Raw genomic sequence first — 21,621 nt, 5'->3', positions numbered from 1 at the left:
AAAGCTCCTAAAAAAAATAAAATACTAGAATGATTACTTATAGAACTCTATTTTTAATACTTATTTCATTCAAAACCTGAATAACGTCACTATTTGAATTTGCCGAATATCCCGCCACAAAAACTCCTTTTTCGCCAGAAGAAGATTGTATACCATAAACTACAGCTTCATCTCCAGGATCAGTATTGCCTTCGTAACGGTAAATATGGAGAATTTTATATAGATGTGGATTTGTTTTAATGTGTTCATCCGGAAGATTAAAATCCTTTATAAAGCCATTTTTTCTGAGCTCTTCTAAAGCTACGGAAACGGAGGCATAATGATAGATAGGTTTCATAATATATGATTTACAGTTAATACTTAAAGGTAACTATATTATTATTAAGTAGTTGTGAAATAGTTGTTAAAGTGAAGCGACTAAAATAGGAAACAGAATTAATTGTAGTAAATTTGCACTGCAGACCGCCTTATCGCCTCGATTTATCGAGGAGGAAAGTCCGGACACCACAGAGAAACATAGCGGGTAACGCCCGTCGGTTCAAGAAATTGGATTAGGACAAGTGCAACAGAAAGCAGGTACAGGTAATGCTGTAGTGAAACCAGGTAAACTCTATGCGGTGAAATTTCAAGTATATCGGCATTTAAGGGTTCTCGCCCGTTGTCGAAGGGTAGAAAGATGGAGCACGTGAGTAATTGCGTGCCTAGATAAATGATAAGGCCACGCTCCGGCGTGGACAGAACCCGGCTTATAGGTCTGCATTTTTTTATTAAACCACAGATTCACATATTTTTAATCATTTTTAAAATCTGTGAATCTATGGCTAATATTTTTTTTGAATAGGGCTGTCTAAAATTATTCTTCTTCTGATTCCAAAAACAATTCTTCATCGTCAATCTCTACTTCATTTGTTTTTCCAATTTCAAAAAAGCTAAAGATAGAGCCTCCATAGGTTTTCTTGAAAGAAAAGTGAATCAAATGGTCTAGTTTTGTGTATTTTGAATGCTCAATAATCATCATTCCATCTTCTTGAAGCGTGTCTTTTTCGAATATCAGCAAGACAATTTTATCGAAGGTTTTCTGGTCTAATGCATAAGGAGGATCGGCAAAAATGATGTCGTAAGTAGCTTTATTTCTTTCCAAAAAAGTAAAGACATCACTCTTAGTAGCCGCAATGTTAAAGTCGTATTCGGTAGCAACTTGTTTAATGAATTTAACGCAACCAAAATCAGCATCAACTGAGGTAATTGGAGTGCTGCCGCGAGAGGCAAATTCGAAACTGATATTTCCCGTTCCCGCAAATAAGTCCAATATTTTTAAGCCTTCAAAACTAAAATGATTGTTTAAAACATTGAATAATGCTTCTTTACTCATATCGGTTGTGGGACGAACAGGAAGTCCTTTGGGAGGAAAAATGCGTCTTCCTTTGTATTTACCTGAAATGATTCTCACGATTGGAACAAGATAAAATGTTTCTGATTTTGGGCAGTTGAAAAAGTGTTGTTTTTTTGTAAATCGGAAACATCTAAAAAAGATACATTCCGAATATATTGGAAAGCCATTTTATAAAAATCATCCTCTTCGACTATAGTTCCCAGTAATTCCAATTTGAAATTCTCGGGATTCATATTCAATTGTTCGGCAGTGAAAAGTAAATAGTAAAGAAAATCTTCCGGTGTTTGATAATCGAAAGAATTGAACAAATGTAATTTCTGGTTTTGGACTACAATAATCTCAAAATGACCCGGATTGAAGTTTACAATCATCTTCTTGTCGTCATTATTTTTGGAGACATCTAAAAGCTTTGTGACCAAAACGCTATTGGTATGTTTGTAATCAAAAGAGCCGAATTGATCAATAAAAAAATTATTGATATTCACATACGGAATGTAAACCGCATTCAACTGGTAATTCGGAATTTCGTCGAAAGCAAAAAAATCGGTATCGAAAACTTTGGTATTGTATTGCAAATAACTTCCTAAGAAGTGCTCATCAAAAAGCGGTTCAGGTACAAAGGTTGAAAGATTATTGTTATGAATGACCAATATCTCGTCATAAGAATCATTTAATTCCGGATTGTCATTGAAAGCATCGGCAAACAATTCCTCAATTTTTCTGGCTTTATGAAAGCTGTCAAAATGCACTTCCTTTACAAAAAGTATCTTGTTATTCAAAGTATCAAAAACACAAAAAGAAAGTCCAGTCAAGGAAACTTGAAGCGAGAGTTTTTTGTATTTTTTATCGGTAATGGTAGCGTTAATCGACATAGTTGCAAACTTACAAATTAAATATTCAATAGCAATGGCAAAGGCAAAAATCAATAACAATATCAATATAAAAAATTCAGTTTAACAATTGAAAATTGCCATTGCTATTGTAATTGATATTGAAATTCTTTCCTTACTTTGCAGTCAAATAACACTAAATGAATTCCTCCCTGTTTTATAGCCTTTTACGAAAAAAATTCCCTTTTACGCCAACGTACAAACAGGATATATTTTTTCAAAAAATTGCTATTTTTTTAACTGAAACTGATAACAATACTATTTTTGTATTAAAAGGGTATGCAGGAACGGGAAAAACGACGGTAATTTCGACTATCGTAAATAATCTATTAGACATTAATAAAAAGTATGTTTTGCTGGCGCCAACGGGTCGTGCGGCTAAGGTGATTGCTAATTATTCGAACAAGCCCGCTTTTACCATTCACAAGAAAATCTATTTTCCAAAGAAATCTTCGGGAGGTGGCGTTTCTTTTACTTTGCAACAAAACAAACACACGAATACTATTTTTATCGTTGATGAAGCTTCTATGATATCGGATACGAATTCTGATTCTAAGTTATATGAAAACGGTTCTTTGCTCGATGATTTGATTTCCTATGTCTATTCTGGAACCAATTGCAAGATGATTTTTTTGGGAGATACGGCCCAATTACCGCCCGTAAATTTGGATATTAGTCCTGCTTTGGACATTCAAACTTTGGGATTGAATTACAATAAAGAAGTTGAACATATCGAACTGGACGAAGTAATGCGTCAAGAAGAAAACTCCGGAATTTTGTATAATGCCACGGAACTTCGGGAGTTGTTGAAGGATTCTTTTATCGACGAATTTAAATTTGATCTCAAAAAATTTAAGGACATTGTCCGTTTGACGGATGGTTACGACATTCAGGATGCCATTAATTCGGCTTACAGTAATTATAGTATTGAGGACACAGCCTTCATCGTTAGATCGAATAAAAGAGCCAATCAATACAATGAGCAAATTCGCTCTAAAATATTGGACAAGGAAAACGAATTATCCACTGGAGATTTCTTGATGGTCGTAAAAAATAATTATTTCTGGTTGAAAGATTCCGATGAAGCCGGTTTTATTGCCAATGGTGACATCATCGAAGTTTTGGAAATTTTCAATATTAAAGAATTATACGGTTTTAATTTTGCCAAAGTAAAAATACGAATGGTCGATTATCCCAATCAGATTCCATTTGAAACCGTCCTATTATTAGACACCATAAAAAGCGAATCACCATCCTTGAGCTACGAAGAATCCAACCGATTGTATCAAGAAGTTTTGAAAGATTATGAAGGAGAAACCAAGTTTAAAAAATTCCAAAAAGTGAAAGCCAACGAGTATTTTAATGGATTACAAGTCAAGTTTTCGTATGCCATAACCTGTCACAAATCGCAAGGAGGACAATGGAATACGGTGTTTATTGAGCAGCCGTATTTGCCTGATGGCATCAACAGAGATTACATTCGATGGTTGTATACGGCGATGACGAGAGCCAAAAATAAGTTGTATTTGATAGGTTTTAAGGATGATAATTTTGTGGAATAAATTTTATATTTATAGGTTAAAAAAATAAAAAATTGCAACTTTGTTCTGGTGGAAAATAAAATATACAAAATGAAAATAATAGCATTCATTCCCGCACGTTACGCCTCAACAAGATTTCCTGCCAAATTGATGCAGGATTTGGGAGGAAAAACAGTGATTTTAAGAACTTATGAAGCCGCACAAAAATCCCATCTTTTTGATGCTGTTTTTGTGGTTACAGATTCCGATTTAATTTTTGATGAAATTGTTTCCAATGGAGGCAAAGCCATAATGAGTATCAAGGAACACGAATCAGGAAGCGATAGAATTACCGAAGCTGTCGAGAATATGGAGGTAGATATAGTGGTCAATGTACAAGGCGACGAACCGTTTATTAACACAGCAGCTTTGGAAAAACTGATTTCAATTTATAAAAATGACACCGAAAACAAAGTCGATTTAGCTTCATTAATGTTTGAGATTACCGATGAAGCCGAAATCAATAATCCCAATAATGTGAAAGTAGTGGTAGACCAAAATGGTTTTGCATTATACTTTTCCCGTTCGGTGATTCCATATCCGAGAACGGTAAACGTGGGCGTTCGCTATATGCAGCACATTGGGATTTATGCTTTCAGGAAACAAGCCCTTTTGGATTTCTACAGTTTGCCGATGAAATCATTGGAAGCCTCCGAAAAACTGGAGCAGTTGCGTTATTTAGAATTTGGAAAACGCATCAAAATGGTCGAAACAGCAGATAAAAGCATTGGCATCGACACACCAGAAGATTTGGAAAAGGCGAGGAGAATGTTTCAATAAATATTAAAATATTTTTATTAATTTTAACACGATAATTAAAATCACATGAAAAAAATAACGCTCCTGTTTATTCTTTTGCTGACCTATCTGGGGAATGCACAAATGAAAGTAGACGATGTAAAATCGTTCACTTTAACAAATGGAATGAAGTTTTTAGTAGTAGAAGATTTTTCTATTCCAAATGCTAATATGTACTTGTTTTACAAAGTAGGAAGCCGAAATGAGCATCAGGGAATTACTGGTCTTTCTCATTTTTTTGAGCATATGATGTTTAATGGAGCCAGCAAATATGGTCCAAAACAATTTGACAGAACAATGGAATTTCATGGAGGAGCTAATAATGCCTATACAACTGAAAATGTAACGGTTTATACTGATTGGTTTCCATCAGCTTCAGCAGAAATTATGTTTGATCTTGAAGGTGATCGAATTTCAAGTTTAAGTATTGATCCAAAGATGGTCGAAAGTGAAAGAGGAGTCGTTTTGAGTGAACGACGTACTGGTCTTGAAAACTCGCCTTGGCGGCTTTTATCAGAATCTGTTCAAGCAACAGCTTTTCAGGAACATCCGTATCATTGGCCTGTAATTGGGTATGAAGATGATATGAAAAATTGGACCCAACAAGATTTGGAACTTTATTTTAAAACTTATTATGCTCCAAACAATTGTGTAGTTGTGGTTTCTGGGGCAATAAAATTTGAAAAAGTAAAGGAATTTGCTAAGAAATATTTGGAGTCCATTCCTGTACAACCAGTTCCTCCAGTCGTCCATATAGTTGAACCGGTTCAAAATGGAGAAAGAAGAATTACCGTAAAAAAGGAAGTGGAAACACCGTATATAATGATTGGATATCACACTCCAAATTCTAAAAATGAAGATTATTATGCCTTGAATATTCTGAGTTCAATACTTTCTAGTGGAAACTCCTCCCGTTTGTATGCTTCACTCGTAGATCAAAATGAACTAGCCACACAGATTCAAACGGATTATGGTGATACTTTAGATCCTTATCTTTTTAATGTATATGCTGTCGCTAATAAAGATGTAAATGAAGCCGATTTAGAAGAGGCTATTTATGTAGAGATTGAAAAAGTAAAAAAAGAAGGAATTACCGAAAACGAGCTTCAAAAAATCAAAAATCAAAAACTAATGGAGTTCTACAATCAAGTAGAAACCATTAATGGAAAATCAAATAACATAGGAACTTACGAAGTGTTTTTTGGGAATTATAAAAAAATGTTTGATGCTCCGGCTAATTATAATAAGGTTACCGTAGCCGATGTACAAAAAGTAGCTCAAAAATATTTAACAAAGAGCAACAGAACTGTAGGGGTATTAAAAACTAATGTAGAATAATAAAGTTATGAAAAATAGTATTAAAAAAATCCTGTTGTTAAGCTTATTGATTTCAACCATTAATCTCTCGGCGCAAAGCTTTATACTACCCAATTATACTACGTTTAAATTACCAAATGGGCTTACCGTTTCCTTAATGGAGCAGCACGATGTGCCTATTATTAGTGTTTCGGTAATTCTGCCCGCTGGTGCAATTTATGACAATGATAAAGCAGGATTAGCTTCATTAACCGCGATTGCTCTCAAACACGGTACTGAAAATTACCCGAAAGCAAAATTAGATGAAGAGTTAGACTTTATTGGCGCCAATATAGATACTTATGCAACCAAGGAATATTTTGGTCTTTCTTCCAATTTTGCATCAAAGGATAAAACAAAAGTACTAAAAATCATAAAAGAAGTTTTACTAAATCCTATTTTTGATACCGACGAATTCGAAAAAGAAAAAAGTCGTTTGTTAGTTACACTAGGGCAACAAAAAGAAAGTCCACGATCTGTAATTGGAGCTTATTTTGATACACTATTGTTCGGAAATCACGTATATGGCAATGTTAAAAATGGTACTAAAACCACGGTAAGCAAATTGACAGTGAATGATATTAAGGATTTTTACAAAACAAATTACAAATCCAATGAAGCTGTAATTTGTCTTGTAGGAGATTTTTCTAGTAAAGAAATAAAAGCAACAATTACAAAGTTATTTTCTAGTTGGGATAAGTCCAAAATAAAAACGGAAAACCTAGCCTCAAAATCAATTTCTAGTCCTAAAGAAAGTAGCGTTTTATTAGTTAATAAAGAAGATGCAAAGGAAACTACTTTCTACATAGGTTCCCCCGGTGTGAGTAGAAACAACCCTGATTATGTTGCTATCGAAGTAGTTAACACACTTTTTGGAGGTCGTTTTACCTCGATGTTAAATGATGAGCTTAGAGTAAATTCTGGTTTAACATATGGAGCGGGCAGTAGATTTAATAATTTAAAGAATGGTGGTTCTTTTTACATTAGCACTTTCACGGCCGTTAAAACGACTGAAGCAGCTATTGACAAGGCTTTGGATGTATTAAATAAATTACACACCAAAGGAATTGATAAAAATTCGTTGAGCTCTGCTAAAAATTATGTCAAAGGCCAATTTCCTCCTCGTTATGAAACTAATGAACAATTAGCTGGTTTGTTGTCACAAATGTTTTGGTATAATTTTGACAAATCATTTATCGAAAATTTTGAAAAAAATGTAGATGGATTGGATTTGGCTAAAGCCAACCAAATTATTGAGAACTATTTTCCTAAGGATAAATTACAATTTGTATTGATAGGTAAATCAGAAGACATCAAAAAGATTGCTGAGAAATATGGCAAAGTTATCGAGGTAGAAATTAAGGATGATATCAATAAGATGTTTTAATACTAAAATGGGGGCTTGTCTCCCTTTTTTTCGTTAAAAAATTTATCCAATCATTTGCTACTAAATAGTTACGAATCATTTTCTTAAAATACGCTGCAAACTTCCATAAGAATAATAGCATTTCCACTATCCAAAACTAATTTACCATTTTCCAAAGTAACTTCCAATGTTTTGTTGACAGTGGATTTTTGTTTGAAGGTGTTGAGAGGAATAAAATAACTTAGGAACTTTTTGAACATTAAGAAATATTTTTTCCAAAAACAGGAGATAAGTGCTAATTTTACAAAAATGTATCAAATGAAAAAATATATATACGAATTTATATTGTATAAATTAATGGGTTGGAAAATTGAAGGCACTATTGATGAAAACGTCAAAAAATGTGTGCTGATGGTTTTACCTCATACGAGCTGGCATGATTTCTATTTGGGGATATTTACAAGAGGGATTACGGGTTATAAAATGAATTTCATTGGAAAAAAAGAATTATTTGGTTTTCCTCTTGGATATTATTTTCGTTGGATGGGTGGCGCTCCAATTGATAGATCTGGAAGTTTGAACAAAGTAGAAGCGATTGCAAAAATATTTAAAAACCATAAGGAGTTTAGACTTGCCATTGCTCCCGAAGGAACCAGGAAAAAAGTTACGGAATTAAAAACGGGCTTTTATTACATTGCTTTGAAAGCAAATGTTCCAATAATTCCTATTGCATTTGATTTTAGTAGTAAAGAGGTGAAAATTGGCAGACCTTTTTATCCGACCTCAGATTATAAAAATGACTTAAAAATTTTATTGAACCATTTTGAAGGTGCAATAGGAAAAGTTTCTGAATATAGTTTTACTCCCGAAAAATAATTATTCAGAGGAATAGGTTCGAAAAGTTCCATTTTTATAAAAAAATACGATTCGGTCAATTTCAGAGCTATTCTTCTGGATTGAAACACCATCCGAATTTGTAATAGTATTTATAAAATTTTCCTCAACCTTAATTTTTGGTTCTGCAATTTTTTCTGAAAACAAATCTGCTGTCTTTTCAATCTTGGTTTCTAAAACTGGATTGTCAAAAGTTGGAGTAGGAGTTGGAACAGTTGCAGCAATTTTATTTTCCGATTTAGGAAAAGTTCCTTTGCCATTTAAAATCCAATACAAATCCACGTCTGGAAAAACCTCAATGATTTTTAATATAAAATCCAAGCTCGGCTTGTTTCTACCAGAAAGTAGATGAGACAAACTAGAACGCTGTACTCCAATTTTATCGGCAAATCCGGAAGCGTTTACACTGTAATAATCGAATATAATTTCTAATCTTTTTATGAAATCGTCTGTGTTTACCATTGTAAATTATGATTTAAAATAATAGAGTTACAAATGTAATCAAATGGAATGAAAATGCCAAAATTACAGATGTAAATCATTATATTTAGCATAATTATCAATAATTAAAACATAAAGTAATAGTATATAAAAAACTGATAAATAGATATTTGAATATTTAAAAAGATAAAGCAAACAAATAGCTACACAGCCTAAGATATAGGACTCATTACACATTAAAATGCTGTTTACATTTTTAAATAATTGCAAATATTTACGGTTTACAAATGTAAATACAAAGATGTTTACTTTTGTGAAAGAAAATAAACCCATGGATTTAGAACAATTATTCAATCAATTTAAAGAGCAATCTCTGCAAGGCAGATACATAACTTTAGAGTCCATTGAGCCAGTTTTAAAAAGCTTCAACACTAACAATCAACTAAAAATTATTGGAAAATCAGTCCTTGATAAACCCATTTATAAATATGAAATTGGGGTTGGAAAAATTCGAATTCTGCTTTGGTCTCAAATGCACGGAAATGAAAGTACAACGACAAAAGCCCTTTTTGACTTTATAAATTTGTTAAATGATAGTTCCGAATTAGCAAAACGCTTTCTCAATACATTCACATTTTGTTGCATTCCAATGTTAAATCCTGATGGTGCAAAGCTATATACTCGTGAAAACGCAAATAAAATTGACTTAAACAGAGATTCTCAAAATCTTTCACAGCCTGAAAGTAATATTTTGAGAGCGACTTTGGAGAGTTTTAAACCTGATTTTTGTTATAATCTTCATGATCAACGCACTATTTTTGGAGTGGGGAATACGGGAAAGCCTACAACATTGTCTTTTTTGGCTCCCTCTTATAATGAGGCAAGAGAGGTAAATGTATCTCGATTGAAAGCAATCAACTTGATTGCGAGAATTAACACTGTTTTGCAAAAATATATTCCAGGGCAAGTGGGGCGTTTTGACGATACGTTCAACATAAACTGTATTGGAGATACTTTTCAAAATTTAGGAGTTCCTACTATTTTGTTCGAAGCCGGACATTTTCAAAATGATTATTTTAGAGAAAAAACTCGAAAATTTGTTTTTATATCTCTAATTTCGAGTTTTATCATAATTGACGAAAACGATGTAGTTGTCAATGAAATTGACAATTACTTGAATATTCCTCAAAATAATATTGTTTTTTATGATTTTATATATAAAAATATCAAAATAAATTATGATGGTATTGAAATAATCACCAATTTTGCTGCACAATATAAAGAAGAACTAATAGAAGGTAATCTTTGTTTTAATGCATATATCGTTAAGATAGGAGAATTGGAAAATTATTTCGGACATTATGAGTATGATTCTAAAGGTGCTTTATACCAAGATACTTTTAATAATGTTCCTAGATTAGATCAAAAAGCTGATTTTCATTTAGATAACAACATCGAGTTTGTTAATGGTTTAATGAAGGAATAAAATTGAATCTAATATTTATGTTGATTTTTTCTAATTACAATTAATAATATTAATTTAAGAATTATGAGTAAGTTTCGTTTAGATGAAGTAGATCACCAGATTTTGGACATGTTGATAGACAACACAAGAATTCCGTTTACAGATATTGCAAAAAAATTATTAATTTCTGCAGGAACGGTGCATGTTAGAGTAAAAAAAATGGAAGATGCAGGAATCATAATGGGTTCGTCTTTAGCTCTTGATTATGATAAATTAGGATATTCTTTTATAGCATACGTTGGCGTTTTTCTTAATAACACATCACAAACAAAGTTTGTTTTGCAACGAATTAATGAAATCCCATTTGTAACAGTGGCTTCTGTAACGACTGGAAAATTTAATATTTTCTGTAAAATTAGAGCTAAAGATACGAAACATGCAAAAGATGTTATTTTTATGATTGATGATATTGAAGGAGTTTATAGAACCGAGACAATGATTTCATTAGAAGAAAGTATAAACGATAAGAAGCGCTTGATGCATACTATTTTTAAGAATATGTAATCACTTGAAAACTATATTATAAAATAGCCTCAAGTTTATTCTTGGGGTTTTTTTATGAATTAACTATTACCAACAACAATTAATACGCTACTATGTACACACTTCCAAAAATAGAACGTTTCAATCAAGAGGTTCTTTCAAAATATCATATTTATAATAGTGTTTTTATAACCTTGCCTTTTGATTCTATTGATAATACAGGGGTTTTACTACCCCTATTTACCGAAGTTTGCGATACTGGTTTCAAAAAACAAGAAAATCCAAAAGAGATTGTTAATTTCTTTGCCGAAAAATACCTGCACAATGCTTCCGAAAAAGAAAAAATCGATTTAATGTTCCGTTTTATTCAATATATCGAACGTCAGATTGTACTTTTTGACGCTATTGAGGATGCCGCTTTTCCAATCGTAAATAATATGGAAGGGAGAGGTTCGTTGCGAGACATCAAAGAAAAAGCAGATGCTAAAAATAAGAAAGAAGAGTTAATTGATTTCTTAGAAGATTTTAATGTAAGAACTGTATTAACAGCTCATCCAACACAATTTTACCCAGGTGCCGTTCTTGGTATTATCAATGATTTAACTAATGCTATTCGTGAGAATAACTTACTTGACATTAAACAATTATTAGCACAATTAGGTAAAACACCTTTTATTCAAGCCGTAAAACCCAATCCATTTGATGAAGCAGTAAGCTTAATTTGGTATCTCGAAAATGTATTTTATGAGACTTCAGGAGAGATGGTGCATTATCTTGAAAAAAACATATTGAACGGAAGCTCCATTCAAAACCCATTAATTAAACTCGGTTTTTGGCCTGGTGGAGATCGTGACGGAAATCCTTTTGTAACAACCGAAATCACTCTTAAAGTCGCAGAAAGATTAAGAAATTCGATATTGAAATGTTATTATATCGAGATGAGAAATCTAAAAAGAAAATTAACTTTCTTTGATGTAGATGTCCTGGTTGCAGAACTGGAATATAAATTATATCGTTCTGTATTTTATTCAAAAGGTGAAATTTATATCACCTTAGATGAATTCAAAACACAATTAAATAAAATTAAAACCATAATAATTGAACGTCACCAATCTTTATATTTAGACGAATTAGATGCACTTTTGATCAAAGTAAATTTGTTTGGATTTCATTTTGCGTCTTTAGATATTCGTCAAAATAGTAGAGTTCATGATTCCGTATTTAAAGATGTTGTTGATTATTTCGTAAATTCAAATTCTACTATCTTTCCAACGAATTATTATGAGCTTTCTGAAAATGATAAAATTAAAGTTCTCTCCAATGCTTTAGGCGATATAGATTCAAACGTATTTGAAGATGAAATGACAAAATCGACTATCGAGTCTATACAGGCCATCAAACAAATTCAAGAAAGAAATGGAGAATTTGGAGCAAATCGTTATATCATAAGCAATAATGAAAGTGCGCTTAATGTGATGGAAACTTTTGCACTTATCCGATTAAACAATTGGGAAAATCCTTTGGTTGACATAATTCCGCTATTTGAATCAGTTGATGATTTGCAAAAAGCGCATATCATAATGGAAAAGTTATACACGAACCCTGCTTATGCCAAACATTTAAAAAACAGAAATAATAAGCAAACAATAATGCTTGGTTTTTCTGATGGTACAAAAGATGGGGGGTATTTAATGGCAAATTGGAGTATTTATGAAGCTAAGGAGCAACTTACTGCCATTTCCAGAAAATACGGAATTAAAGCTATTTTCTTTGATGGTCGGGGTGGTCCACCAGCTCGTGGTGGTGGAAAAACACATAAATTTTATGCTTCTTTGGGGCCAAACATAGAAAACAAAGAAATTCAAGTTACGGTACAAGGGCAAACCATAAGTTCTAATTTTGGAACTTTGGATTCTTGTCGGAATAACTTAGAAAATTTATTAAGTGCTGGCGTTACAAATCAAGTTTTTAGTAAAGGTAAAAATGAGCTGAATGCTGGTGAAAAAGAAGTTTTGGGGCAATTAGCAGAATTAGGATATCAAAAATATTTGGATTTCAAGAATCATCCAAAGTTCATTCCATACCTAGAGCAAATGAGCACAATTAAGTATTATGCTAAAACAAATATAGGGAGTCGTCCTTCAAAAAGAAATAAGTCGGATGTTCTAGATTTCAAAGATTTACGAGCCATTCCATTTGTTGGTTCTTGGAGTCAATTGAAGCAGAATGTGCCAGGATTTTTTGGCGTAGGTTCGGCATTAAAACACTTTGAAGATAACAATAAATGGGAAAAAGTTCAGGATTTATATGATAATTCTTTGTTCTTTAAAACATTATTGGAAAACAGTATGATGTCTTTGGCGAAGTCCTTTTTCCCATTGACCGCTTATATGAAAAATGACCCTGAATTTGGTCCGTTTTGGCAAATTATTTACGACGAATTCTTGGAAACAAAAAGATTGTTGTTAAAAATTGCGGGTCATAAAGAGCTTATGGAAAATTATCCTGACGGTAAGGCTTCGATTGATATAAGAGAGCGTATTGTATTGCCTTTGTTGACAATACAACAATATGCCTTGTTGAAAATTAATGAAATGAATAGAGAGAAAAATCCTGATTTGGACTTGATAAAAACGTACGAAAAGATTGTTACTCGTTCTCTTTTTGGAAACACAAATGCCAGTCGAAACTCAGCATAATTTCTAATTTATGAAACCTAACGAATTATTAAAAATGGAATATTCTTCTTTCAACACTACTTATATAGATGCATTAGAAGATATAAGTTTGATAGAAGGCTTGGAAAAAGGATTAAATCAAATGATTTCTTTTATTTCAATTATTCCATTAGAAAAAATGGAATATCGGTATGCAGAAAATAAATGGACAATCAAGGATATTTTATTGCATCTCATTGATTCAGAACGCATTTTTGCCTATCGAGCTCTAAGAATTGGGCGAGGAGACAAAACACCCTTGCCTGGATTTGAAGAAAACGATTATGTACCCAATGCTATGGCAAATAATCGAACATTGGAAAGTTTGATTGTAGAGTTTCAATTCGTCAGAAAATCTACATTAAGTTTGTTCAAAAATTTTTCGGGGGAACAGCTTTTATATTTAGGTACTTCTTCTGATAGTGCTATTTCTGTTCGTGCGTTAGGGTTTATAATTTCAGGACATCAAAATCATCATTTGAGAATAATTAAAGAACGCTATTTGAAGTAGTTTGGTTTATTTAAAAAAAAAAAGGAACTTCTTTCGGAGTTCCTTTTTTTAATAAATTTAATTAATTGTCGTCCTCGTCCTCGTCTTCATCATCATCAAACTCCTTTTCATCGGAGTTATCATCATCATCATCATCATCATCATTGTCATTGTCAGTATAGGGTTTGTCAAAATCATCATCATCCTCGCTATCATCAAAACCTTTTGCAGGTATAATTGGCTCGATTTCAGAAGCAATTTCATCATCTTCATCATAATTTTCAATACGATCTGCAAGATTAGTGCTGATTTTTACTAAAAAAACAGTGTCTTCAGTTTTGACTTCAACAGCTTCGATTAATTCGTTTTGTGCATTTCTAAAGCGGATAGTGTTTGAATCGTCATAGCCATCAGGAAATTTTTCGACCAAAAGATTTAAAATTTCGTGGGTAAGTTTAGTATAATCAACAATAATTCTGTTCATAAAAATAATTTTATAAATCTAACAAATAAGCAAAAATTAATGGAGCAACAATCGTAGCATCCGACTCAATAATAAATTTAGGTGTTTTTATATCTAATTTTCCCCAAGTAATTTTTTCATTTGGAACTGCTCCAGAATAAGAACCATAACTGGTTGTAGAATCTGAAATTTGACAAAAATAACTCCAAAAAGGAATATTGTGCATTTCCATATCTTGATACAACATTGGGACAACACAAATTGGAAAATCGCCAGCAATACCCCCACCTATTTGAAAAAATCCAATTCCATTGGCACTATTTTTCGGGTACCAATCTGACAAGTAAACCATATATTCTATACCTGACTTCACTGTAGAAGCTTTTAATTCACCTTTGATAACATATGAGGCAAATATATTTCCCATCGTACTATCTTCCCATCCCGGTACAATAATAGGTAAATTTTTCTCTGCTGCAGCATACATCCAGCTGTCTTTTAAGTCTATTTCGTAATATTCTTCAAGAACCCCTGAAAGCAACATTTTATACATAAATTCGTGAGGAAAATATCTTTCTCCTTTATCGTCGGCATCTTTCCAAATTTTATAAATATGTTTTTGCAGTCTACGGAACGCTTCGTGCTCTGGAATACAAGTATCGGTTACTCGATTTAATCCTCGTTCCAGTAAAGCCCATTCGTCTTCTGGTGTCAAATCACGATAATGAGGCACTCTTTCATAGTGCGAGTGTGCAACTAAATTCATTATATCTTCCTCAAGATTTGCCCCAGTGCAAGAAATTATTTGAACTTTATCTTTACGGATTATCTCTGCAAAAATCTTCCCGATTTCCGCAGTACTCATTGCGCCAGCCATACTAACCATCATTTTTGCCCCGTTGGCTAATTGTTGTTCGTATGCTTTTGCAGCATCTACCAAAGAAGCAGAGTTGAAATGCAAATAATGCTTTTCGATAAATTGGCTTATTGGACCTTTACTCATTTTTTTAAATTTAAATATTTAAAAATTGAAAAAATTGAAAAACATATTCAAAATTAACGAATTTTAAATAGACTAATTATTAATTTATTATTTTGCGTAACCTAATATTTTTAAAACATCCTCGGCAGTTTGTTGTTCAGAGAATACTTCAGTTGCTAAGATTCCGTTTTCATCCTTATCAATCAATATGTGTTTGGGTTGCGGAATCAAACAGTGATGTAAACCACCATAACCACCAATGGTTTCTTGATAAGCTCCAGTATTGAAAAAACCAATATATAATGGTTTTTCTTTATTGTATTTTGGCAAATAAATAGCATTCATATTCTGCTCTGAGTTATAATAGTCATCGCTATCACAGGTCAAGCCACCAAGCAAAACTCTTTCATAAGTATCATTCCAGCGGTTGATTGCCAGCATAATAAACCGCTTGTTAATTGCCCAAGTATCTGGTAAAGTAGTAATAAACGAGGAATCAATCATGTTCCATTTTTCCCTATCATTTTGTTGTTTTTGATACAAAATTTGGTAAATAGCGCCGCCACTTTCGCCAACAGTATAAGAACCAAATTCAGTAAAAATATTGGGAACATCAACTTCGGCTTCGTCACAAGCGATCTTAATTTGATTGATAATTTCGTCAATCATATATTGATAATCGTATTCAAAAGCCAATGAATTTTTTATTGGAAAACCTCCACCAATATTCAATCCATCAAGTGTTGGACATTCTTTTTTTAGTGCCACATATACTTTGATACATTTTACCAATTCGTTCCAATAATAGGCATTGTCATTAATACCAGTATTAATAAAAAAGTGTAACATTTTAAGTTCTAACTTTTTATTATCCTGAATTTGCTTTTTATAAAACTGGACGATATTTTTATAGCCAATTCCAAGACGGGAAGTATAAAATTCAAATTTTGGTTCTTCCTCAGCAGCAATACGAATTCCTATTTTGAATTTCCTTTTGATTTTATCTTGTAAAATGTCAAGCTCTTCATAGTTATCAATAATTGGTATCGTATTTTTATGACCGTTATTTATTAATCGAGCAATGTTTTCAATATATTGGTCTCTTTTAAAACCATTACAAATTACATAAGTACTTTTGTTAATTTTCCCTGAAGCCATTAAATTTTCAACGATATTTATGTCAAAAGCGGATGAAGTTTCAATGTGAATGTTATTTTTGAATGCTTCGTTCATTACATATTCAAAATGGGAACTTTTGGTACAATAACAGTAGAAATACTTAGCATCATATTTGTTTTTCTCCATCGATTTACGAAACCAATTCTTGGCTTTGTTGATGTTATTTGAGATTTGTGGTAAGTAGGTAAACTTTAATGGGGTGCCGTATTGTTCTACTAATTTCATCAAATCAATATTGTGAAACTGAAGGTTGTCTTTATCTAAAGTAAATTCTTCTTGTGGGAAATAATAGGTTTGATTTATTAGATCAGAGTATTTTGTATTCATTAGGTTTTTAGTGTTTTATGTTATTTATAAAGTAAAATAAATCCAACTAAATTCAAACTCTAATGTTTGCATATATAATTTGAAGTTTCTCGTGATCCGCTTTCAAATATTGAAAAGTGTCATAACTATAAATATCTTTAATCGTATAAAAACGTTTCAATATTCTTAAAAAAGAGGTATTGCTTTCGTTTTTAATGGAACTATAATTTTTCTGGTTTTGATTTTTTTTCATTGCTGCAAATGTAAAAAATATTATATACGTAAAGCAATCCTTTTTAGTAAAAAAATTAAGATTTATAATCTTCGAAAGCTTTTATAATTAATTCATTTTCAACAGATTGATTGATTTTTATTTTTCCGATGCCGTCAATCAGTGCAAATTGTATGTTTCCGTACTCATTTTTTTTGTCATGAATCAATAATTCTAATATGGGGTCAATGTCATTATTTTCAAAAACGACGTCATCATAAATAGTCTTTATCGCTTTTTTTATTTGCTGATATTCCGATGGGCTAATCAAATCTTTTCCTAATGAAATATAACTTTCCAAAATCATTCCAATGGCAATTGCTTCACCGTGCAACAAGGATTCCTTGTTTTCATTTTCTAAATAATAGCTTTCGATAGCGTGGCCAAGAGTATGTCCAAAGTTCAATGCTTTTCGAATATTTTTTTCGGTTGGATCTTGTATTACAATTTCGTTCTTTATTTCGACCGAACGATAAATCAATTCATCAAAATCGGCAAAATCTATGACTTTTAAATCTAAGAACTTTTCCCAATAGCCTTTATCATATATTAAACCGTGTTTGAGCATTTCGGCAAGTCCGGAACGCATTTCTTTTTTAGAAAGTGTTTCTAAATATTGGGTGTCAATAAGTACCATTTTTGGTACATTGATAACGCCAATTTGGTTTTTTAAATTTCCTAGGTCTACACCCGTTTTTCCACCTACAGAAGCATCGACCATCGAAAGTAAAGTGGTTGGAATATGGATAAAATCGATTCCTCGTTTGAATGTCGAAGCCACAAAACCACCCAAATCAGTAACAACGCCACCGCCAAGATTGATAACAAGACTTTTTCTGTCGGCTCCAAGTTCTGTTAAAACATTCCAAATTTGAACACAAGTTTCAATGTTTTTATTGGGTTCTCCTGCTTCAAATTCAATAATTTCTATGGAAAGATCCGTAGCTAAATAAGGCAAAAATTTAGACAAACAAAGCTCCTCCGTATTGTTATCTACAACAATAAATAAGTTTGAATAGTTACTTTCGTTTAGGAACGAATTTAAGGCGTCATATCCTTTTTCGTTGAAATGAATTGAATAATTATTGGCTTGAATTGTTTGCATTTTATTTTATTGATTGAAAGCGCAAAATAAGGTAAATTTTGCTGAATAATATTTAAAACTCTTTTTATATTTGCACAAAAATATAACAAATAATGAAGAATTTATTCAATAATACACAAATTGCCTTTTCACTAAAAAGCGATACTGAACTTGATAGAGCTTATTTCCTTTTTAAATTAATTGATAATCAACCCCTAGTTCGCATAGGAACTGCAGTTACAAATTTTGCAATAAAAGCAAATTTACCCGTCGAAGGTTTAATTCGCGCCACTGTTTTTGACCATTTTTGTGGCGGTATTAATGAAGACGATTGTATTTCTGTAGTAGATAAAATGTATGACAAAGGAGTTTCTTCTGTTTTAGATTATTCTGTTGAAGGAAAAGAAGAGGAAGATCAGTTTGATGCTGTTTTGGAAAAAACCTTGAAACTTATTGATTTTGCCAAAGAAAAAAAGACAATTCCGTTTGCCGTTTTTAAACCATCTGGTTTTGGTCGCATCGATTTGTATCAAGTTATTGGAGAAGAGAAAAAACTGACGTCGGCTGAAACGGAAGAATGGAATAGGGTAGTGGCTCGATTTAATAAAGTCTGTAAAGCGGCGTTCGACAATGATATTGCACTTTTGATAGACAGCGAAGAAAGTTGGATGCAAGGTGCAGTCGATGATTTGATTGTTGAAATGATGCAAAAATACAATAAATCGAAATCCATTGTTTTTAATACATTACAAATGTACCGTTGGGATCGATTGGATTATTTGAAAAAACTGAACGAAAAAGCAAAAGCGGAAGGTTTTTTTATTGGAATGAAATTAGTACGTGGCGCTTATATGGAAAAAGAAAATGAACGCGCTCAAGAAATGGGTTACCCAACACCGATTTGTTCTGATAAAGAAGCTACGGATAAGAATTATGATGCAGCTGTTAAATATATGATTGATAATATCGACAGAATGTCTGTTTTTGCAGGAACTCACAATGAATTGAGTACTTATTTATTGATGGATTTGATGGAAGAAAAAGGTTTAAAAGCTAATGATTCTAGAATTTGGTTTGGTCAATTATATGGAATGAGTGACAACATTAGTTTTAATTTAGCCGAAAACGGTTACAATGTTGCCAAGTATTTGCCTTTTGGACCTGTAAAAGATGTGATGCCCTACTTAATTCGTCGGGCCGAAGAGAATACTTCTGTCGCTGGACAAACGAGTCGTGAATTATCAATGATAAAAGCGGAACGAAATAGGAGGAAAGGAAAGTAGCGTTTATTGGTAAGTATAGACCTGACAGGTTTTTAAAACCTGACAGGTCTTTTCTACTCAAACCTTTTTATGAATCGCTAAACTGTAAGTTACTTAAGTTTTTGTAAATACCGTTTTCTAAAATAATCAATTCCTTATGTGTTCCTTGTTCTGCAATTATACCTTTATCAAGAACCAAAATTTGATCAGCACTGCGAATAGTTGAAAGACGATGCGCTATAATAATACTCGTTCTTCCTTCCATTAAAATTTCTAAGGCTTCTTGAACCAGTTTTTCACTTTCGCTGTCTAATGATGATGTAGCTTCGTCCAGTATCAAAATACTTGGATTTTTGAGTAAGGCTCTTGCAATGGCAATTCGTTGTCTTTGTCCACCAGACAATTTAATTCCTCTTTCGCCAACCATAGTTTCAAATTTTTCTGGAAAACTTTCAATAAAATTCAAAGCATTGGCTTGTTTTGCTGCAACAAGAATTTCGTCATCGGTAGCATCTGGTTTTCCGTAAGCAATGTTTTCTTTGATAGTTCCGCCAAATAAAATCACATCTTGGGGAACAATACTCATATTGCCGCGGAGATTTCCCAAATCAAAATCGTAAATGTTTTTTCCGTCAATCAATATTTCACCACCTTCAATATCGTAAAAGCGCAACAATAAGGAAGCAATGGTTGATTTACCAACACCACTTGGTCCTACGATGGCAATTTTTTGACCAAAATTAGCTGTAAAACTTACACCCTTCAATACTTTTATTTCTTTTCTAGAAGGGTAACTAAAGGCCACATTTTTGAAAGTGACATTCCCATTAATTTTTTGGATAGATAATGAATTTTGTGCAGAATTTATTTTTTCTGGAGTTTCTTCCAATAGTTCAAAAACGCGTTCTGTTGCCCCGATAGCTTTTTGAATTTGGGCATAAAGCTCTGCAATTCCGCCAAAAGAAGCTCCAACGAAAGTCGAATACAAAACAAAGGAGATTAATTGCCCTATGCTCATTTCGCCACTAATGCTTAATCGAACACCAAACCAAACCACCGCAACAATGGCTCCAAAGAGACAGAAAATAATAAACGACGCAAAGTATCCTCTATATTTTCCTCCTTTGATGGCCAATTTTACAACTTCTTTTATTTTTCCATCATAGCGAGCGATTTCGTACCATTCATTGGCGAAAGCCTTCACAATGCTAATTCCTTGCATTGTTTCTTCGACTATAACCTGACTTTCGGCAACTTGATCTTGAACTTTTTTTGAATACTTCCTGATAAATCTTCCAAAAATGACGGCAGCAACTGCTACAAGAGGAACAACTGATAGCATTAGTAAAGTTAGTTTGATACTTTGTGTTGCTAGTAAAATTACACCGCCAATAATCAAAATAAATTGTCGTAAGAATTCGGCAATAGTGGAAGTTAATGTGTCTTGTATTTGAGTAATATCAGAACTGATTCGGCTATTTAATTCACCCACACGTTTATGGGAGAAAAACAACATGGGTAATTTAACTAAATTACTGTATAAAGAAAGGCGAAGATTAGCTAGTGTATGTTCGGTGAAATTGATAAATAAATACAATCTAAAAAAAGAAAATATAGATTGAAAAAACAATATTATAATTAATAACAATGCAATATTATTAGCTTGATCATAACTTCCTCCCTTTACGCTATCAATTAACATTCCCATTAATTTAGGAAATGCCAAGGCTGTAGCGCCTGTAAATAAGAGGAAAATTAACCCAACATAAAATTTCCAACGATGATTTCCGGCATATTTGAATATGAGTATTGCTTTATTCAGTGAACTTGCGGTAATCTTTGATTTTGGCAAATCATTTTCTTTAAATCGAGCCATTGCTATTTTTTTAATTATACAAATGTAAGGTTATACCTTTTGAACACAAATAAATCAAGTCTTATTTTACCTACTATTTTTTGCGTTCTTAGTAGTTAATAATTATAAATTTTATTTTTTACATTTTGTTTGTAAATGCAATATCTACAATGTATATTTGCACTCCTATTAAGGGCGATTAGCTCAGCTGGTTCAGAGCACCTCGTTTACACCGAGGGGGTCGGGGGTTCGAACCCCTCATCGCCCACAAGTAGTACCCATGACC

At 32.6% G+C, this 21,621-nt stretch carries 21 protein-coding genes, 1 tRNA gene and 1 other RNA gene; 12 read left to right on the top strand and 11 right to left on the bottom strand.

The features are described 5' to 3' along the window. Positions 1 to 37 precede the first annotated feature (37 nt). Positions 38 to 337 carry a hypothetical protein gene (locus AABM59_RS08720; RefSeq protein WP_338408580.1) on the bottom strand — a complete coding sequence of 100 codons (300 nt, stop codon included), beginning with the start codon at positions 335 to 337 and terminating at the stop codon, positions 38 to 40. A gap of 117 nt (positions 338 to 454) precedes the next feature. Here AABM59_RS08720 and rnpB point away from each other — a divergent pair. Beyond that, positions 455 to 765, top strand: an RNA gene (gene rnpB, locus AABM59_RS08715) — RNase P RNA component class A. An 88-nt stretch (positions 766 to 853) separates the two neighbouring features. Here the strand turns inward: rnpB and AABM59_RS08710 are convergent. After that, a complete protein-coding gene (locus AABM59_RS08710; RefSeq protein WP_338408579.1) occupies positions 854 to 1,450 on the bottom strand; it encodes an RsmD family RNA methyltransferase in 597 nt (198 codons plus the stop codon). Continuing rightward, a complete protein-coding gene (locus AABM59_RS08705; protein ID WP_338408578.1) occupies positions 1,447 to 2,265 on the bottom strand; it encodes a DUF3822 family protein in 819 nt (272 codons plus the stop codon). The genes AABM59_RS08710 and AABM59_RS08705 overlap by 4 nt, the downstream gene beginning before the upstream one ends. 158 nt (positions 2,266 to 2,423) lie before the next feature. Here AABM59_RS08705 and AABM59_RS08700 point away from each other — a divergent pair, with 158 nt between their 5' ends. The 4 genes from AABM59_RS08700 (at position 2,424) to AABM59_RS08685 (ending at position 7,404) form a co-directional block, all read left to right on the top strand. After that, positions 2,424 to 3,845 (top strand): AAA family ATPase, encoded by a 1,422-nt coding sequence (locus AABM59_RS08700; RefSeq protein WP_338408577.1) that lies wholly within the window; start codon positions 2,424 to 2,426, stop codon positions 3,843 to 3,845. A gap of 69 nt (positions 3,846 to 3,914) precedes the next feature. Beyond that, positions 3,915 to 4,643, top strand: a complete 729-nt coding sequence (gene kdsB / locus AABM59_RS08695; protein WP_338408576.1) for a 3-deoxy-manno-octulosonate cytidylyltransferase — start codon at positions 3,915 to 3,917, stop codon at positions 4,641 to 4,643. A 45-nt stretch (positions 4,644 to 4,688) separates the two neighbouring features. Then, positions 4,689 to 5,999: a pitrilysin family protein gene (locus AABM59_RS08690; protein WP_338408575.1), complete on the top strand. Its 1,311-nt coding sequence runs from the start codon at positions 4,689 to 4,691 to the stop codon at positions 5,997 to 5,999. Between the two features lie 7 nt (positions 6,000 to 6,006). Then, complete coding sequence (locus AABM59_RS08685; protein WP_338408574.1) at positions 6,007 to 7,404, top strand: pitrilysin family protein; 1,398 nt, start codon at positions 6,007 to 6,009, stop codon at positions 7,402 to 7,404. 83 nt (positions 7,405 to 7,487) lie between these two features. Here the strand turns inward: AABM59_RS08685 and AABM59_RS08680 are convergent, their stop codons facing one another. Continuing rightward, positions 7,488 to 7,643 (bottom strand): hypothetical protein, encoded by a 156-nt coding sequence (locus AABM59_RS08680; protein WP_338408573.1) that lies wholly within the window; start codon positions 7,641 to 7,643, stop codon positions 7,488 to 7,490. Between the two features lie 58 nt (positions 7,644 to 7,701). Here AABM59_RS08680 and AABM59_RS08675 point away from each other — a divergent pair, with 58 nt between their 5' ends. Further along, complete coding sequence (locus tag AABM59_RS08675; RefSeq protein WP_338408572.1) at positions 7,702 to 8,259, top strand: 1-acyl-sn-glycerol-3-phosphate acyltransferase; 558 nt, start codon at positions 7,702 to 7,704, stop codon at positions 8,257 to 8,259. Here the strand turns inward: AABM59_RS08675 and AABM59_RS08670 are convergent, their stop codons facing one another. Next, positions 8,260 to 8,739, bottom strand: coding sequence for a helix-turn-helix transcriptional regulator (locus AABM59_RS08670; RefSeq protein WP_338408571.1), 480 nt, complete (start codon positions 8,737 to 8,739; stop codon positions 8,260 to 8,262). A gap of 310 nt (positions 8,740 to 9,049) precedes the next feature. Between AABM59_RS08670 and AABM59_RS08665 the strand changes: the two genes are divergently transcribed. The 4 genes from AABM59_RS08665 (at position 9,050) to AABM59_RS08650 (ending at position 13,954) form a co-directional block, all read left to right on the top strand. Then, positions 9,050 to 10,204, top strand: a complete 1,155-nt coding sequence (locus AABM59_RS08665; protein ID WP_338408596.1) for a M14 metallopeptidase family protein — start codon at positions 9,050 to 9,052, stop codon at positions 10,202 to 10,204. Positions 10,205 to 10,267: 63 nt separating this feature from the next. Continuing rightward, entirely contained in the window at positions 10,268 to 10,747 is a 480-nt protein-coding gene (locus AABM59_RS08660; protein WP_338408570.1) for a winged helix-turn-helix transcriptional regulator, read from the top strand. A gap of 92 nt (positions 10,748 to 10,839) precedes the next feature. Next, positions 10,840 to 13,425: a phosphoenolpyruvate carboxylase gene (locus tag AABM59_RS08655; protein WP_338408569.1), complete on the top strand. Its 2,586-nt coding sequence runs from the start codon at positions 10,840 to 10,842 to the stop codon at positions 13,423 to 13,425. Positions 13,426 to 13,435: 10 nt separating this feature from the next. Next, positions 13,436 to 13,954 (top strand): DinB family protein, encoded by a 519-nt coding sequence (locus AABM59_RS08650; protein WP_338408568.1) that lies wholly within the window; start codon positions 13,436 to 13,438, stop codon positions 13,952 to 13,954. 61 nt (positions 13,955 to 14,015) lie between these two features. Here AABM59_RS08650 and AABM59_RS08645 read toward each other — a convergent pair whose 3' ends face one another. From AABM59_RS08645 to aroB, 5 genes are all read right to left on the bottom strand, one after another. Further along, on the bottom strand, positions 14,016 to 14,417 hold the full coding sequence (locus AABM59_RS08645) for a DNA primase (protein WP_338408567.1): 402 nt from the start codon (positions 14,415 to 14,417) through the stop codon (positions 14,016 to 14,018). Between the two features lie 10 nt (positions 14,418 to 14,427). Continuing rightward, complete coding sequence (locus AABM59_RS08640; protein ID WP_338408566.1) at positions 14,428 to 15,399, bottom strand: deoxyhypusine synthase family protein; 972 nt, start codon at positions 15,397 to 15,399, stop codon at positions 14,428 to 14,430. 87 nt (positions 15,400 to 15,486) lie between these two features. Next, a complete protein-coding gene (locus AABM59_RS08635) occupies positions 15,487 to 16,884 on the bottom strand; it encodes an arginine decarboxylase (RefSeq protein ID WP_338408565.1) in 1,398 nt (465 codons plus the stop codon). Positions 16,885 to 16,936: 52 nt separating this feature from the next. Next, a complete protein-coding gene (locus AABM59_RS08630; RefSeq protein ID WP_338408564.1) occupies positions 16,937 to 17,116 on the bottom strand; it encodes a hypothetical protein in 180 nt (59 codons plus the stop codon). Positions 17,117 to 17,171: 55 nt separating this feature from the next. Continuing rightward, positions 17,172 to 18,239 (bottom strand): 3-dehydroquinate synthase, encoded by a 1,068-nt coding sequence (gene aroB / locus AABM59_RS08625; RefSeq protein ID WP_338408563.1) that lies wholly within the window; start codon positions 18,237 to 18,239, stop codon positions 17,172 to 17,174. A gap of 92 nt (positions 18,240 to 18,331) precedes the next feature. On the opposite strand from aroB, the gene AABM59_RS08620 reads away from it, so the two are divergent. Continuing rightward, on the top strand, positions 18,332 to 19,501 hold the full coding sequence (locus tag AABM59_RS08620) for a proline dehydrogenase family protein (protein ID WP_338408562.1): 1,170 nt from the start codon (positions 18,332 to 18,334) through the stop codon (positions 19,499 to 19,501). Positions 19,502 to 19,568: 67 nt separating this feature from the next. Here the strand turns inward: AABM59_RS08620 and AABM59_RS08615 are convergent, their stop codons facing one another. Beyond that, positions 19,569 to 21,356, bottom strand: a complete 1,788-nt coding sequence (locus AABM59_RS08615; protein ID WP_338408561.1) for an ABC transporter transmembrane domain-containing protein — start codon at positions 21,354 to 21,356, stop codon at positions 19,569 to 19,571. Between the two features lie 172 nt (positions 21,357 to 21,528). On the opposite strand from AABM59_RS08615, the gene AABM59_RS08610 reads away from it, so the two are divergent. After that, positions 21,529 to 21,603, top strand: a tRNA-Val gene (locus AABM59_RS08610). The last annotated feature ends 18 nt before the right edge of the window (positions 21,604 to 21,621 follow it).

The organism is uncultured Flavobacterium sp. (genome assembly GCF_963925185.1).
In the GTDB taxonomy this organism is placed as follows: domain Bacteria; phylum Bacteroidota; class Bacteroidia; order Flavobacteriales; family Flavobacteriaceae; genus Flavobacterium.
Note: the sequence above shows the minus strand (reverse complement) of the source record. Positions and strands in the feature narration are given on the sequence as shown.